Raw genomic sequence first — 13,237 nt, forward strand, 5'->3', positions numbered from 1 at the left:
GATCATCGGCGCTTTCGCCCATAGCCCTGATCAAATTTCGATTTCCCGATAGGACCAGACAAAAATGGGTTTCAAATGCGGCATCGTTGGCTTGCCCAATGTCGGCAAGTCGACGCTCTTCAATGCGCTGACCAGGACGGCGGCGGCGCAGGCCGCCAATTATCCGTTCTGCACCATCGAACCGAACACCGGCGAGGTGGCGGTGCCCGACCCGCGCCTGCAGAAGATCGCCGCGATCGGCAAGTCGAAGGAGATCATCCCGACCCGCATCTCGTTCGTCGACATTGCCGGCCTGGTGCGTGGCGCCTCGAAAGGCGAAGGGCTTGGCAACCAGTTCCTCGCCAACATCCGTGAGGTCGACGCCATCGTCCATGTGCTGCGCTGCTTCGAGGATGACGACATCACCCATGTCGAGGGCCGCATCGATCCTGTCGCCGATGCCGAGACCGTCGAGACCGAATTGATGCTTGCCGATCTCGACAGCCTCGAGCGCCGCATCGTGCAGATTCGCAAGCGTGCCGCCGGCAAGGACAAGGAAGCAGCGACCGTACTTCCGATGATGGAAGCGGCGCTTGAACTGCTGCAGGCCGGCAAGCCCGCCCGCATCCTGCTCAACGGCATCTCGGCTGAGGATCTGGGCATCCTGCAGGGGCTGAATCTCTTGACCTCACACCCGGTGCTTTACGTCTGCAACGTCGCGGAAGCCGATGCCGCCACCGGCAACGCGCATACCAGCGCTGTCGAGAACATGGCCGCCGCGCAAGGTGCCCGCACCGTCGTGATTTCCGCGGCGATCGAGGCCGAGGTCGCCCAGCTCTCGGACGAAGAGGAAATGGAATTCCTGGCAACGCTCGGTCTGGACGAACCCGGCCTGAACAAGGTCATCCGCGCCGGCTACGAGCTGCTCCAGCTCATCACCTACTTTACCGTCGGGCCCAAGGAGACGCGCGCCTGGACCGTGCACAAGGGCGCCAAGGCGCCGCAGGCGGCAGGCGTCATCCACACCGATTTCGAGCGCGGCTTCATCCGCGCCCAGACCATCGCTTATGACGACTTCGTCAGGCTGGGCGGCGAAGTGGCGGCCAAGGAGGCCGGCAAGGCGCGCGACGAAGGCAAGGAGTATGTCGTCCAGGACGGCGACATCATGCTGTTCAAGTTCAACACCTGACCGCGAGGGAGCCCAATGGTCACCATTGCCGTCGCTCGATGACAAACTTCAAAGCAGGGGTGTCGCAGTGCCTCTTGCGCTGCTTGACGGGCCGTTGTGCTGGGTCTAAGGGGCCTCTGCACCGGCCTCGCGCCTCACCTGCCCGTGTCCGTGCGATCTGACTGACGCGCCCCCTCCAAACGAACGCTCTTTGGCAACAGCAAGGGAGACCCGGCGATGATCAAGGCCTTCGTCGTCGACAATGATCGCCTGCGCCTGGTCGACGATCTCCTGCAAAACAGCGACACTGTCGTCTGGGTCGACCTCTTCAACCCGACAAAGGAAGAAGAGACGACAATCGAGACCTGGCTCGGCATCGCCGTTCCGACCCGCGAAGAGATGGAAGAGATCGAGATCTCGAGCCGTCTCTACGTCGAGGACGGCGCCTACTTCATGACCGCCATTCTGCCTGCACAGACCGAGGTGGACGATCCGTTGATGTCGCCGGTTACCTTCGTGCTCGCCGGCAGCAGGCTGATCACCGTGCGGTACCACGAACCGAAGGCGTTTAAGACCTTTCCGCTGCGCGCCGAGAAGGTAGCGACCGGTTGCAACAGCGGCGACACCATCCTGATCGGATTACTGGAGGCGATCGTCGACCGCCTCGCCGACATTCTGGAGCGCGCCGGCCGCGACGTCGAGGCGATCTCGCGCGACATCTTCGAGGCACGCTCGACCAAGGTTTCCAAGCGCAACCGCGACTTCCAGGAGCTGTTGAAAGGCATTGGCCGCAAGGAGGACCTCGCCTCCTCGATCCGCGACAGCCTGATCTCGCTGCAGCGCCTTGCCGGCTTCCTCGCCCATGCCTCCACGCAGACCAGGATGAGCAAGGATACCCGCGCCCGCATCAAGACCTTGTCGCGCGACGTGCTGTCGCTCGCCGACCACGCCACGTTCCTGTCGCAGAAGATTAGCTTCCTGCTCGACGCGACGCTCGGCATGATTTCGATCGAGCAGAACGCCATCATCAAGATCTTCTCCGTCGCCGCTGTCATCTTCCTGCCGCCGACGCTTGTCGCGTCGATCTACGGCATGAATTTCGACATCATCCCCGAGCTCAAATGGCACTTTGGCTATCCCTTTGCCATCGGCATGATGGTGCTTTCGGCAATCCTGCCCTTCTGGTATTTCCGCCGCCGCGGCTGGCTGTAGGGTCATCAATACCTCCGCTGCGGCTTGGGCGCAGCGGGCTGGCGCAGTAGAAATTGCTTGACCAAACGCCACCCTGCCTGCATCCGGGACCCCGACCCGTAGCGATCGTACAATCCTGAACAGGATCTCCAGACCATGACCGCAAAGACCTGGGCTTATGAGGATTTTGTCGAGGGCGCTTCGCTCGACCTCGGCACCAAGCTGGTAAGTGCCGCCGAAATCATAGAATTCGCCGGCGAGTTCGACGCCCAGCCGATGCATCTCGACGAGGCAGCGGGCAAGGCCAGTATCCTCGGCGGGCTGGCGGCTTCGGGCTGGCACACCTGCGCCATGTTCATGCGCATGCTGTGCGATGCCTTCCTGCTCGACTCTACTTCCCAGGGCGCGCCGGGCGTCGACCAGGTCAAATGGAAACGGCCGGTCCTGGCCGGCGACCTGTTGAGCGGCAGCACCACCGTCCTTGCCAAGCGCCTGTCCAGATCGAAGCCCCGGCTTGGCCTGGTGACCATGCGCAGCGAGTTGTTCAACCAGCGCGGCGAAGGTGTTTTCGAGCTCGAAAACACCGTCATGTTCCTCACCCGCGAGGGCAGTGCGTGAGCCTCGACGAATTCTTCTGCATCGGTATCACCGTCACGCTCGGTTCGCATCGATTCGAACCGGAGGCGATCAAGGCTTTCGCCCGCAAATACGACCCGCAGATATTCCATATCGACGAAGAGGCGGCGAGGAACAGCATATTCGGCGGGCTCTGCGCCTCGGGCTGGCACACCGCCGCCACCTGGATGAAATTGAACCTCGAGGCTGGCATGGAGGCAGAGGTCGCCCGCTGGCCCGGCCCCGGGCCGGTGCCGGAATTCGGCCCCTCGCCCGGCTTCAAGAACCTCAAATGGCCCAAACCTGTCTATGCCGGGGAAACCGTGACTTTCACCCGCACCGCGCTGGCCCATCGCCCCATTGCCTCGCGACCGGGCTGGCGGCTGCTGACGCTCCGCTCAGAGGCCTTCGATTCGACCGGCGACAAGGTCATCGAATTCGAAAGTGCCGTGCTGGTGAAGGTGGGGTGAGCGGAGTTCTTCCCTTCTCCCACAACAAGGGGAGAAGGAAGAAACGCTCAATGCCCCTCAAACCCGATCAGCGTCCTCACCGGCACGCCGAGCGCCTCTAGCCTCTCTCGGCCGCCAAGGTCCGGCAGGTCGATGACGAAGCAGGCGGCGAGAATGTCGGCGCCGATTTGCCGCAATAGCTTGACGGCCGCCTCGGCCGTGCCGCCGGTGGCGATCAAATCGTCGACGAGGATTACCTTCTCGCCTGGAGAAACACCGTCCTTGTGCATCTCCATCTCGTCCAGCCCGTATTCCAGGCTGTAGGCGACGCGCACCGTCTCGTAAGGCAGCTTGCCCTTCTTGCGGATCGGCACGAAGCCGGCCGAGAGCTGGTGGGCGATGGCGCCGCCGAGGATGAAGCCGCGCGCCTCGATGCCGGCGATCTTGTCGATCTTCAGGCCGGCATAGGGATGCACCAATTCGTCGATGGCGCGGCGGAAGGCCCGCGCATTGCCGAGCAGCGTGGTGATGTCGCGAAACAGGATGCCCGGCTTGGGATAATCCGGAATGGTGCGGATCGCGGCAAGCAGCGTCTCTTCGAGCGAGGATTTCATCAAGCGGCTCTCCGGGCCATTCAGATTCGGCTGAAGACGTGAAAGGAATTGGCCAATCGTAACCCGGTGCAGCTAAGTCCGGCTACCGCCATGTGACGCCTGACGGAAAATTGTCCGACAAAGGGCCTGCTCTGCGCCGGCAGCGATGAATCGACATGCCTGCAATGAAAGGGCGCCTTTCGACGCCCTCGCATTCTCGTATATCGCGGGTTCAGTGCGCCACGCCGGCCCACACCTTGCGCTTGGTCAGGTAGACCAGCGCACCGAACAGCAGCAGGAAGACCAGTACGCGAAAGCCGGTCTTCTTACGGTCCTCGAGGTGTGGCTCGGCCGCCCACATCAGGAAGGCCGACACGTCCCGCGAATATTGATCGACCGTCTGCGGCGCGCCGTCATCATAAGTAACCTGGCCGTCGGAGAGCGGCTTCGGCATCTTCAGCGACACGCCGGATAGGAAGTACGGATTGTAGTGCGTACCTTCCGGTATGACCATGCCCGCCGGCGGTTGTTGGTCGTAGCCGGTCAGCAGCGAGTGGATGTAGTCGGGACCGCCCTGGGCATACTGCGTAAAGATGTCGAACACGAAGCGCGGAAAGCCGCGCTCGATGCCGCGCGCCTTGGCCAGCAGCGACATGTCGGGCGGTGCTGCGCCGCCATTTGCCGCCGCCGCCGCTTCCGCATTGGGGAACGGCGCTGGGAAATGGTCGGACGGCTTGCCGGGACGATCGAACATGTCGCCGGCATCGTTCGGTCCGTCATGGATCGTATATTCGGCCGCCAGCGTCTTGATCTGCGCATCCGAATAGCCAAGGCCCTCCAGAGTACGGAACGCCACCAAATTCATCGAATGGCAGGCCGAGCAGACTTCCTTATAGACCTTCAGCCCGCGCTGCAGCTGCGCCTTGTCATAGGTGCCGAAAGGCCCGGCGAAGCTCCAATCCATTTCCTTCGGTTCGTGTATCGGGAAATGCGTCGGCGCCGCCTCATTGTGCGCCTCTTCCTGGGCGTTGGCTCCAGTGCCCGCGACCCCAATGCCCGCGGCCACAAGGCCAAGCAGCGCCAGCGAGGTGAGAATCTTCTTCATGCCAAATCCCCTTGAGATTCTCTGACGCGCTGTCACCGTCTCGAGCATGACCTTGTCCGAGTACCGGTTTCCACTTTTCGGAATCATGCTCAGCCCTTGGTTTCCGGCGCGGCCGTGGCGCCGGCAGGATGTCCACCGCCGCCCTTGTTCTTCTCGAGCACCGCCTCGGTGATCGAATTCGGCAGCCGCCGCGGCTTTTCGATCAGCCCGAGCACCGGCAGCGCTACCAGGAAGAAGGCGAAGTAGAACAGCGTCGCCATCTGCGCCATGAACACATAGCTGCCCTCGGCCGGCTGCGAACCCAGCCAGCCCAGCAGGATGGAGTCGGCTACGAACAGCCAGAAGAAGAGCTTATACCAGGGCCGGTAGACCGCCGAGCGCACTTTTGAGGTGTCGAGCCACGGCACCAGGAACAGCATGACGATCGCCCCGAAAAGGCAGAGCACGCCGCCAAGTTTGGAGTTGATCGGCCCGATATTGAAGGTGATGGCGCGCAGGATCGCGTAGAACGGCAGGAAGTACCATTCCGGGACGATGTGGGCCGGCGTCTTCAGCGGGTTGGCGACGGTGTAATTGTCCGGATGGCCGAGATAGTTCGGCAGGTAGAAGACGAAATAGGCGAAGACGAACAGGAACACGATCATGCCGAACCCGTCCTTGATGGTCGCGTAAGGCGTGAAGGCGAGCGTGTCGGTCTTCGATTTGACCTCGATGCCGGTCGGATTGTTCTGGCCGACGACATGAAGCGCCCAGATGTGCAGCACGACGACGCCGGCGATCATGAACGGCAAAAGGTAATGCAGCGCAAAGAAACGATTCAGCGTCGGATTGTCGACGGCGAAGCCGCCGAGGAGAAGCTGCTGGATCCAGTCACCAACCAGCGGTATGGCGGTGAAGAAGCCGGTGATGACGGTAGCGCCCCAGAACGACATCTGTCCCCAGGGCAGCACATAGCCCATGAACCCGGTCGCCATCATCAGCAGGTAGATGATGCAGCCGAGGATCCACAGCAACTCGCGCGGCGCCTTGTAGGAGCCGTAGTAGAGTCCACGGAAAATATGGATGTAGACGGCGATGAAGAAGAACGACGCGCCGTTAGAATGCATGTAGCGCAGCAGCCAGCCGGAATTGACGTCGCGCATGATCTTCTCGACCGAATCGAAGGCGAGAGTGCTGTCGGCCGCATAGTGCATGGCCAGTACGATACCGGTCAGGATCTGCGCCGCCAGCATAAGCGCTAGGATGCCGCCGAAGGTCCATGCATAGTTCAGGTTGCGCGGCACCGGATAGGCGATGAAGCTGTCATAGACCAGCCGCGGCAGCGGCATGCGGGAATCGAACCAGCGTCCGATGCCAGTCTTGGGCGTATAGGTCGAGTGTCCCTCGCTCATGGAAATATCCCCTGCCTCAGCCGATACGGATCTTGGTGTCGGAAATGAACTGGAACACCGGTACCGCCATGTTCTCGGGTGCCGGACCTTTGCGAATGCGGCCGGCGGTATCGTATACGGAACCGTGGCACGGGCAGAACCAGCCGCCGAAATCGCCTTCCTGGCCAAGCGGGATGCAGCCAAGATGGGTGCAGACCTGGACCATCACCATCCAGGCTTCCTTGCCCGGCGTGGTGCGGTTGGCGTCGGTTGCCGGCGCATCGGCCGGCAGGTTGGCGTTGCGGGCGATTGGATCCTTGAGCTCGGCGAGATTGACCGCCTCGCCGTCCTTCATCTCTTTTTCGGTGCGGTTGCGCACGACCACCGGCTTGCCGCGCCACTTCACAACGAGCGACATTCCTGGCGTCAGCGAAGAGACGTCGACCTCAACCGAGGCGAGCGCCAGCGTCGAGGCATCCGGACGCATCTGGTCGATGAACGGCCAGGCGACGGCGCCCGCGCCGACCACCGCGGCCATGCCGGTGGCGACGTAGAGAAAATCACGACGGTTGGGATCCTGGGTGTCGGTTGCGCTCACGGGTGCCTGATCCTTTCGCCTCTTCCGTGCCGGCGGCCGAGCCTTGTTCCCCGCTCAATCGCGCCGGCCCGACAGCGCATGGCGAACAGGCTAGCGAATTCCTCCGGCATTTGGGACTTGGGTTTATGCGTGAAGCCTGTTTTTGTCCAGACGGGTGAAGGCACAAGGGCAGATTGTCGCGGGGACGTAATTCGCACGGCGGAGCGATTGGAAAACAGCAGCAAAACCAAATGGCTGCGTTCGCCTCGACAGCTGGCGCTGGCCCGGTTTATCCTCGGCCTATGGCGCATGTCATAGACCGCGACAAATGGGCCGAAGCGCCCGACCGCTGGCCCGACCACTGGCAGGGCGAGCTGCAAGGCGGAGCTTACGGCTCGAACAGCTGCCTGATCTTCAACTACCTGCCCGAAATCGGCGGCGGCCCCAGGCTGCACAGCCATCCCTATTGCGAGATTTTTATCATCCGGACTGGGACCGGCTTGTTCACCGTCGGCGACCGGCAGATCGAGGCCACCGCCGGCCAGATCCTGATCGTACCGCCGAACACGCCGCACAAATTCACCAATCTCGGGCCAGGCCCGCTGGAAACCACCGACATACACGAGAACGGCAGCTTCATCACCGAGTGGCTGGAATAACGCCTCCCGAACCAATTTCCGGTTCGGATCATGCGCTGGCGCCGAGCCTGGCCAGCACGGCCTTGGGAATGTTGTATTCCCGGATCACCGCGTCGTGCTTGCGCAAGCCGCAGAGTTCGCGCTGGATGAAATAGCCGTGCACCGCTTCGGCTGCGTCCCTGAGCAGCCGGGCTCGATCGTCGCTGTCGCAATTCTCGCGCAGCCTCGTCAGTGTTTCCTCGACGCGCCGGCCGGCACGGCCGAGCGCTGCCGCCTTTTCGCCGAGGATTTCGTGGCCAAGCAGGTCCAACGCGCTCTCCTGCGCGCCGGACCGTCCGAAATTCGATGGCATTCTCACCGCCATGGTCTACTCCGGTTTGTAGAAACTACTCTGCCGGCCGGGTCTCGGCCAGCGCGCTCTCTTCGTTGAACAGGAAGCCGCCGGACTGCCGCTTCCACAGCCTTGCATAGAGCCCGTCGAGCGCGACCAGCTCGTCATGCGTGCCTTGCTCGACGATGCGGCCCTGGTCGAGCACCACCAACCGGTCGAGTGCCGCGATGGTCGACAGCCGGTGCGCGATGGCGATGACCGTCTTGCCTTCCATCAGCCTTGCCAGATTTTCCTGGATCGCCGCCTCGATGTCGGAATCGAGCGCCGAGGTCGCCTCATCGAGCACCAGGATCGGTGCGTCCTTGAGGAAGACGCGGGCGATCGCCACGCGCTGGCGCTGGCCGCCGGAGAGCTTGACGCCGCGCTCGCCGACATAGGCCTCATAGCCAATACGATCGCGATTGTCGCGCAGACCGAGGATGAACTCGTGCGCCTCGGCCTTCTCCGCTGCCGCGACCACCTCGGCGTCGGTCGCTTCCAGCATGCCGAGCTTGATGTTGTCGCGCAGCGAGCGGTGGAAAAGTGCCGTATCCTGGCTGACGACGCCGATATTGGCGCGCAGCGAGTTCTGCGTGACCCTGGAGACGTCCTGCCCGTCAATGGTGATCTTGCCGCTCTCGAGGTCGTAGAGGCGCAGGATCAGATTGACCAAGGTCGTCTTGCCGGCGCCGGACGGTCCGACCAGCCCGACCTTTTCGCCCGACCGCACCACCAAGTCGATGCCGTTGAGCACGCCGAACCCCTTGCCGTAGTGGAACTCGACGTTGCTTACGTCGATGCGGCCGCCGCCGATGACAAGCTCTTTCGCGTCCGGTGCATCGGTCAGGCCGAGCGGCTGCGAGATCAGCGCCTTGGAGTTTTCCAGCACGCCGAGGTTCCGCAATATGCTGTTGAGCTGCATCATCAGCCGACCGAGCAGCATGTTCAGCCGCAACACCAACGACAGCGTGAAGGCCACGGCGCCGACGGTGATCGTGCCCTCGACCCAGAGATAAACGGCAAAGCAGGCGATCGCGGTGATCATGATCCCCGACAGCATCGTCAGCGCCATGCGCACGCCGGTCAGCCGGCGGGTGAACGGGCGCAGCGCGTCGAGATAGATGTCGAAGCCGTTCCTGATATAGCGGTCGTCGCCATCGGCGGAGAACAGTTTCAGCGTCTGCACGTTCGAATAGGAATCGACGATGCGGCCGGTGATCATCGAGCCGGCTTCGGCGGTGGCTTCGGCATGCTTGCGGATCGCCGGCACATAGCGTCTGGCCAGCAGGCCGAAGGCGGTAATCCAGATCACCACCAGCACCGCCAGCCGGAGGTCGAGCCCGGCGACCAGCGCCAGCGTCGTCACCGTATAGACGACCATGAACCAGACGACCTCGATGAAGCTTTCCATCAGATCGCCGGTCGCCTGTCCCGCCTGCCAGACCTTGGTCGCGATACGTCCGGCAAAGTCGTTCTGGAAGAAGGCGTAGGATTGGCGCGAGACATGGCGATGCGCCTGCCAGCGCACCAGATTGTAGAAACCCGGCGTGATCGTCTGCTCGTCAACCAGCGCCGACAGGCCGACGACGATGGTGCGGATGACCAGCACCACGGCAATCATGAAGACAAGTTCCGGGCCGGCGGCAGTCCACAGCGCGTGCCAGCTGCGTTCGCCGGGAAGCTGGTCGAGGATGTCGACCAGCCGCCCGACGAAATAGAACAATCCGGCTTCGACCAGCGGCGCGATGCCGCCGATCACCAGCATGGCGAAGAAGGCGATCTTCGCCTGCCCGACATAGTGCCAGAGGAAACCCCTGACGCCGGCAGGTGGCCGAAGGTCCGCGGGCTCCCGGAATGGATAGACCCAGTTCTCGAACCAGCGGTAGATGGCAGTCATCATTCGGCGGCTTCACCCTTGGCGAGTGCATCGTTGGCGGCTGCATCGTTGGCAGAGGGGCCGTCGTCGAGCAGGAAGCCGCCCGACTGGCGCTGCCAAAGCTGGGCGTAGAGCCCGCCTTTGGCAACGAGTTCCTCATGCGAACCTTCCTCGATGACGCGGCCTTTGTCCATGACGACGAGGCGGTCCATGGCTGCGATCGTCGACAGCCGGTGGGCAATGGCGATGACGGTCTTGCCTTGCATGAGCTTGTAGAGGTTCTCCTGGATGGCCGCCTCGGCCTCGGAATCGAGGGCGGAGGTCGCCTCGTCGAGGATGAGGATCGGCGCGTCCTTCAGCATGACACGGGCTATGGCGATGCGTTGCCGCTGGCCGCCGGACAATTTGACGCCGCGATCGCCGACATGCGCGTCGAAACCCTTGCGGCCGCTCGAATCCGACAACCCGGCAATGAAATCCAGCGCCTCGGCGCGCCGCGCCGCTTCGATCAGCATCTCGTTGCTGGCGTCCGGCCGGCCATAGAGGATATTCTCGCGTACCGAGCGATGCAGCAGCGAGGTGTCCTGCGTGACCATGCCGATCTGGGCGCGCAGCGAGTCCTGCGCCACCGCCGCGATGTCCTGGCCGTCGATCAGGATCTTGCCGCTTTCGAGGTCGTAGAAGCGCAACAGAAGATTGACCAGCGTCGACTTGCCGGCACCCGAACGGCCGACGATGCCGACCTTCTCGCCCGGCTTCATCGTCAGCGACAGGCTTTCGATCACGCCCTTCTGCTTGCCGTAGTGGAAGCGGATGTCCTCAAAACGGATCTCCCCCTTGGTCACGGCAATATCCTTGGCGCCAGGCCGGTCTTCGACGAGGCGCGGCAGCGAGATCGAGCTGATGCCATCCTGCACCGTGCCGATATTCTCGAACAGCGTCGACATCTCCCACATGATCCATTGCGACATGCCCCAGAGCCGCAGCACGAGGCCGATGACCAGGGCGACCGCGCCGATCGTCACGGCTTGGCCGAGCCACAGCCATAGCGAGATTGCGGTGACCGAAAACAACAGCAGCGAATTCAGGACATAGAGCAACCCGTAGAGCTGTGTCACCAGCCGCATCGACCGGTAGACCGTATCGAGAAAGCCGGCCATACCGTCCTTGGCGAAGGATGCCTCGCGCCGCGCATGCGAGAACAGCTTGACCGTCTGGATGTTGGAGTAGCTGTCGACGACCCGGCCGGTCATGGTCGAGCGCGCATTGGCCTGCTCCTCGCCGACCTGGCCCAGCCGCGGGATGAAATAGCGCAACAGCAGGACATATCCGGCAAGCCAGACGGCAAGCGGCGCAGCCAGCCGCCAGTCTGCCGAGCCGACAATGAACATCATGCCAAGAAAATAGACGACGATGTAATTGAGCACGTCGATGAGCTTGATGACGCATTCGCGCACCGCGAGCGCCGTCTGCATCAGCTTGGTCGCGATGCGCCCGGCGAACTCGTCCTGATAGAAGCTCATCGACTGCTTGAGCAGATAGCGATGCACCTGCCAGCGGATGCGCATCGGATAGTTGCCCATCAGCGTCTGCTGGTTGAGCAGCGAATGGAACCAGACCGTCGCCGGCAGCGCGAAAACCACAATGAAGGCCATGCCGGCCAGCTTCAAGCTCTCGGTCTGCAGGAACGTCTCGCGATTCTGCGCCGACAGCCAGTCGACGATCCGGCCCATGAAGCCGAACATCCACACCTCGGCAAGCGCGATGGCCGTCACTAGCACCGCATCGAGAGCGATGTAGGGCCACGCGCCGCGCGTATAATGCACGCAGAAGGCGATCAGTGTCCTTGGCGGCTCGACCGGCTCCTTGGCAGGGAACGGATCGAGCCTTTTTTCAAACCAGCTAAACATAGTGATGCTCACAATATTGGTTCCGCTCACGCGGCACGGGAACGGACGAGGTGCCCAGACCGCATGGCGTCAAGGACCGGCGATACGGAATCGTCCGCCTCGCCGGTCCTGCTTCGCGCTATATAGGTTGTCGCGGGCCTTTCGCCGACAGTCTCGTTTGACGATGCTGACGACGTTTTGACGATCCGGATTTTCGCGCCGGTTTTTGCACCAGGCCGGATCAGCCTGATGATCCGGCGCACCAGCGACGGCCGGCTATGGTCCGGAACGGCGCGCGAGAAATCGACGTCCGGCAGCATGCCGCGATGCGGACGCCGGCGAGTCTCGGCGTGAACCGCTGACGAGTAGGTCTCGCCGATCAAAAGCGCCCAAGTCGCAGTCTTGCGCTCGTGCAGGCTTCTTGAGCCGGGTATTCTACAGGGATCGAACATCGGTCCGTCCTCCAGTTGAAGATGCAGATAGAAGGGTGAACCAACCCAGGCCGCGGGCACGCGCAGCGCGGCAAAGGTCACATCGGTCGAAGTGTGTTCAGGTGGGGCGTTCAGCCCCTTCCACAGCTTGAAAAACATCGCAGGATTCCTTCAAAGGCCGAAAAAGGTTTCGGCGGGAATCGGTGCGATTGAAGTCTAGAAGGTCAGGAGAATCGTCGTACCGAATCCGCCATCGGGCTGGTAAGCCCACGAGAGGGGTGGTGGATGTGCATGGCCATCATGAATTACCCCTCCATCGGTTCGGGTTGACAATGCTGGCCGTATAACCGACTTCGCAGAAAATGACCACCCGCCAGTCCAGGAATTTCCAAAACCGCGAGAGCTCTGTGGCTGATCTGCCACTTATTAGAAAGACGCGGAAATGAACGACCGTCTCCGCATCGCGCTCTACCAGCCGGATATCGCCGGCAATACCGGGACAATCCTGCGCTTCGCCGCTTGCCTCGGTCTCGGCGTCGACATCATCGAACCGACCGGCTTCCCGCTCTCCGACCGGGCGCTGAAACGGGCCGGCATGGACTATCTCGAAATGGCGGCGCTCACCCGGCATGTCGACTGGCACGCCTTCGATGACTGGCGCAAACTTGGCAAGCGGCGGCTGGTGCTGCTGTCGACCAAAGCCGCTGTCGCCTACACGGATTTCGTCTTCGCCACCGATGACATTCTCCTGTTCGGCCGCGAATCCGCAGGCGTGCCGGATGCCGTCCACGAGGCGGCGGATGCGCGACTGATCATCCCGATGCAGCCCGGCGCGCGCAGCATCAACGTCGCGCTTTCCGTTGCGATGGTGGCGGCCGAGGCGATCCGGCAGCTCCGCTAGGATGTGTACGCGATCGCCGGCCGTAGCGACCAAGGCGTCGTCCTCACGCAACACTGCGTCCTCTCCGGTCATTCTCATCCAGACG

General features: G+C 62.5%; 14 protein-coding genes. 6 read left to right on the forward strand and 8 right to left on the reverse strand.

Annotated elements, in window-relative coordinates; translation table 11 throughout:
- Positions 1-64: 64 nt before the first annotated feature.
- The 4 genes from ychF to NKH70_RS17795 all read left to right on the forward strand — a co-directional run bounded on the left by ychF (position 65) and on the right by NKH70_RS17795 (position 3,423).
- On the forward strand, positions 65-1,168 hold the full coding sequence (gene ychF / locus NKH70_RS17780; RefSeq protein ID WP_352912533.1) for a redox-regulated ATPase YchF: 1,104 nt from the start codon (positions 65-67) through the stop codon (positions 1,166-1,168).
- A gap of 216 nt (positions 1,169-1,384) precedes the next feature.
- Positions 1,385-2,359, forward strand: a complete 975-nt coding sequence (gene corA, locus NKH70_RS17785; protein WP_352912534.1) for a magnesium/cobalt transporter CorA — start codon at positions 1,385-1,387, stop codon at positions 2,357-2,359.
- A 135-nt stretch (positions 2,360-2,494) separates the two neighbouring features.
- Positions 2,495-2,956, forward strand: a complete 462-nt coding sequence (locus NKH70_RS17790; protein ID WP_352466830.1) for a MaoC family dehydratase — start codon at positions 2,495-2,497, stop codon at positions 2,954-2,956.
- Positions 2,953-3,423: a MaoC family dehydratase gene (locus tag NKH70_RS17795; protein WP_352912535.1), complete on the forward strand. Its 471-nt coding sequence runs from the start codon at positions 2,953-2,955 to the stop codon at positions 3,421-3,423. The genes NKH70_RS17790 and NKH70_RS17795 overlap by 4 nt, the downstream gene beginning before the upstream one ends.
- 47 nt (positions 3,424-3,470) lie before the next feature.
- Here NKH70_RS17795 and NKH70_RS17800 read toward each other — a convergent pair whose 3' ends face one another.
- The 4 genes from NKH70_RS17800 to petA form a co-directional block, all read right to left on the reverse strand.
- Positions 3,471-4,016: an adenine phosphoribosyltransferase gene (locus NKH70_RS17800; protein ID WP_254819181.1), complete on the reverse strand. Its 546-nt coding sequence runs from the start codon at positions 4,014-4,016 to the stop codon at positions 3,471-3,473.
- Between the two features lie 211 nt (positions 4,017-4,227).
- Positions 4,228-5,100: a cytochrome c1 gene (locus NKH70_RS17805; RefSeq protein WP_292662132.1), complete on the reverse strand. Its 873-nt coding sequence runs from the start codon at positions 5,098-5,100 to the stop codon at positions 4,228-4,230.
- A gap of 89 nt (positions 5,101-5,189) precedes the next feature.
- On the reverse strand, positions 5,190-6,491 hold the full coding sequence (locus NKH70_RS17810; RefSeq protein WP_352488993.1) for a cytochrome b: 1,302 nt from the start codon (positions 6,489-6,491) through the stop codon (positions 5,190-5,192).
- 16 nt (positions 6,492-6,507) lie between these two features.
- Positions 6,508-7,068: a ubiquinol-cytochrome c reductase iron-sulfur subunit gene (gene petA / locus NKH70_RS17815; RefSeq protein WP_352912537.1), complete on the reverse strand. Its 561-nt coding sequence runs from the start codon at positions 7,066-7,068 to the stop codon at positions 6,508-6,510.
- A 281-nt stretch (positions 7,069-7,349) separates the two neighbouring features.
- On the opposite strand from petA, the gene NKH70_RS17820 reads away from it, so the two are divergent.
- Positions 7,350-7,706 carry a cupin domain-containing protein gene (locus NKH70_RS17820; RefSeq protein ID WP_352638465.1) on the forward strand — a complete coding sequence of 119 codons (357 nt, stop codon included), beginning with the start codon at positions 7,350-7,352 and terminating at the stop codon, positions 7,704-7,706.
- Between the two features lie 28 nt (positions 7,707-7,734).
- Here the strand turns inward: NKH70_RS17820 and NKH70_RS17825 are convergent, their stop codons facing one another.
- From NKH70_RS17825 to NKH70_RS17840, 4 genes are read right to left on the reverse strand one after another with little or no spacing between them, the layout of a single operon-like run.
- Positions 7,735-8,049 (reverse strand): DUF6665 family protein, encoded by a 315-nt coding sequence (locus NKH70_RS17825; RefSeq protein ID WP_352466824.1) that lies wholly within the window; start codon positions 8,047-8,049, stop codon positions 7,735-7,737.
- Positions 8,050-8,071: 22 nt separating this feature from the next.
- The gene (locus NKH70_RS17830) at positions 8,072-9,955 is read right to left on the reverse strand and encodes an ABC transporter ATP-binding protein (protein WP_352912538.1); all 1,884 of its coding nucleotides are present in this window, start codon (positions 9,953-9,955) and stop codon (positions 8,072-8,074) included.
- Positions 9,952-11,841: an ABC transporter ATP-binding protein gene (locus NKH70_RS17835; RefSeq protein WP_352912539.1), complete on the reverse strand. Its 1,890-nt coding sequence runs from the start codon at positions 11,839-11,841 to the stop codon at positions 9,952-9,954. The genes NKH70_RS17830 and NKH70_RS17835 overlap by 4 nt, the downstream gene beginning before the upstream one ends.
- A gap of 26 nt (positions 11,842-11,867) precedes the next feature.
- Entirely contained in the window at positions 11,868-12,410 is a 543-nt protein-coding gene (locus tag NKH70_RS17840; RefSeq protein WP_352912540.1) for a hypothetical protein, read from the reverse strand.
- 283 nt (positions 12,411-12,693) lie between these two features.
- On the opposite strand from NKH70_RS17840, the gene NKH70_RS17845 reads away from it, so the two are divergent.
- A complete protein-coding gene (locus tag NKH70_RS17845) occupies positions 12,694-13,152 on the forward strand; it encodes a tRNA (cytidine(34)-2'-O)-methyltransferase (RefSeq protein WP_352912541.1) in 459 nt (152 codons plus the stop codon).
- Positions 13,153-13,237: the final 85 nt, after the last annotated feature.

Origin of the sequence: Mesorhizobium sp. M0991, from assembly GCF_040318915.1 — a bacterium.
GTDB lineage: Bacteria > Pseudomonadota > Alphaproteobacteria > Rhizobiales > Rhizobiaceae > Mesorhizobium.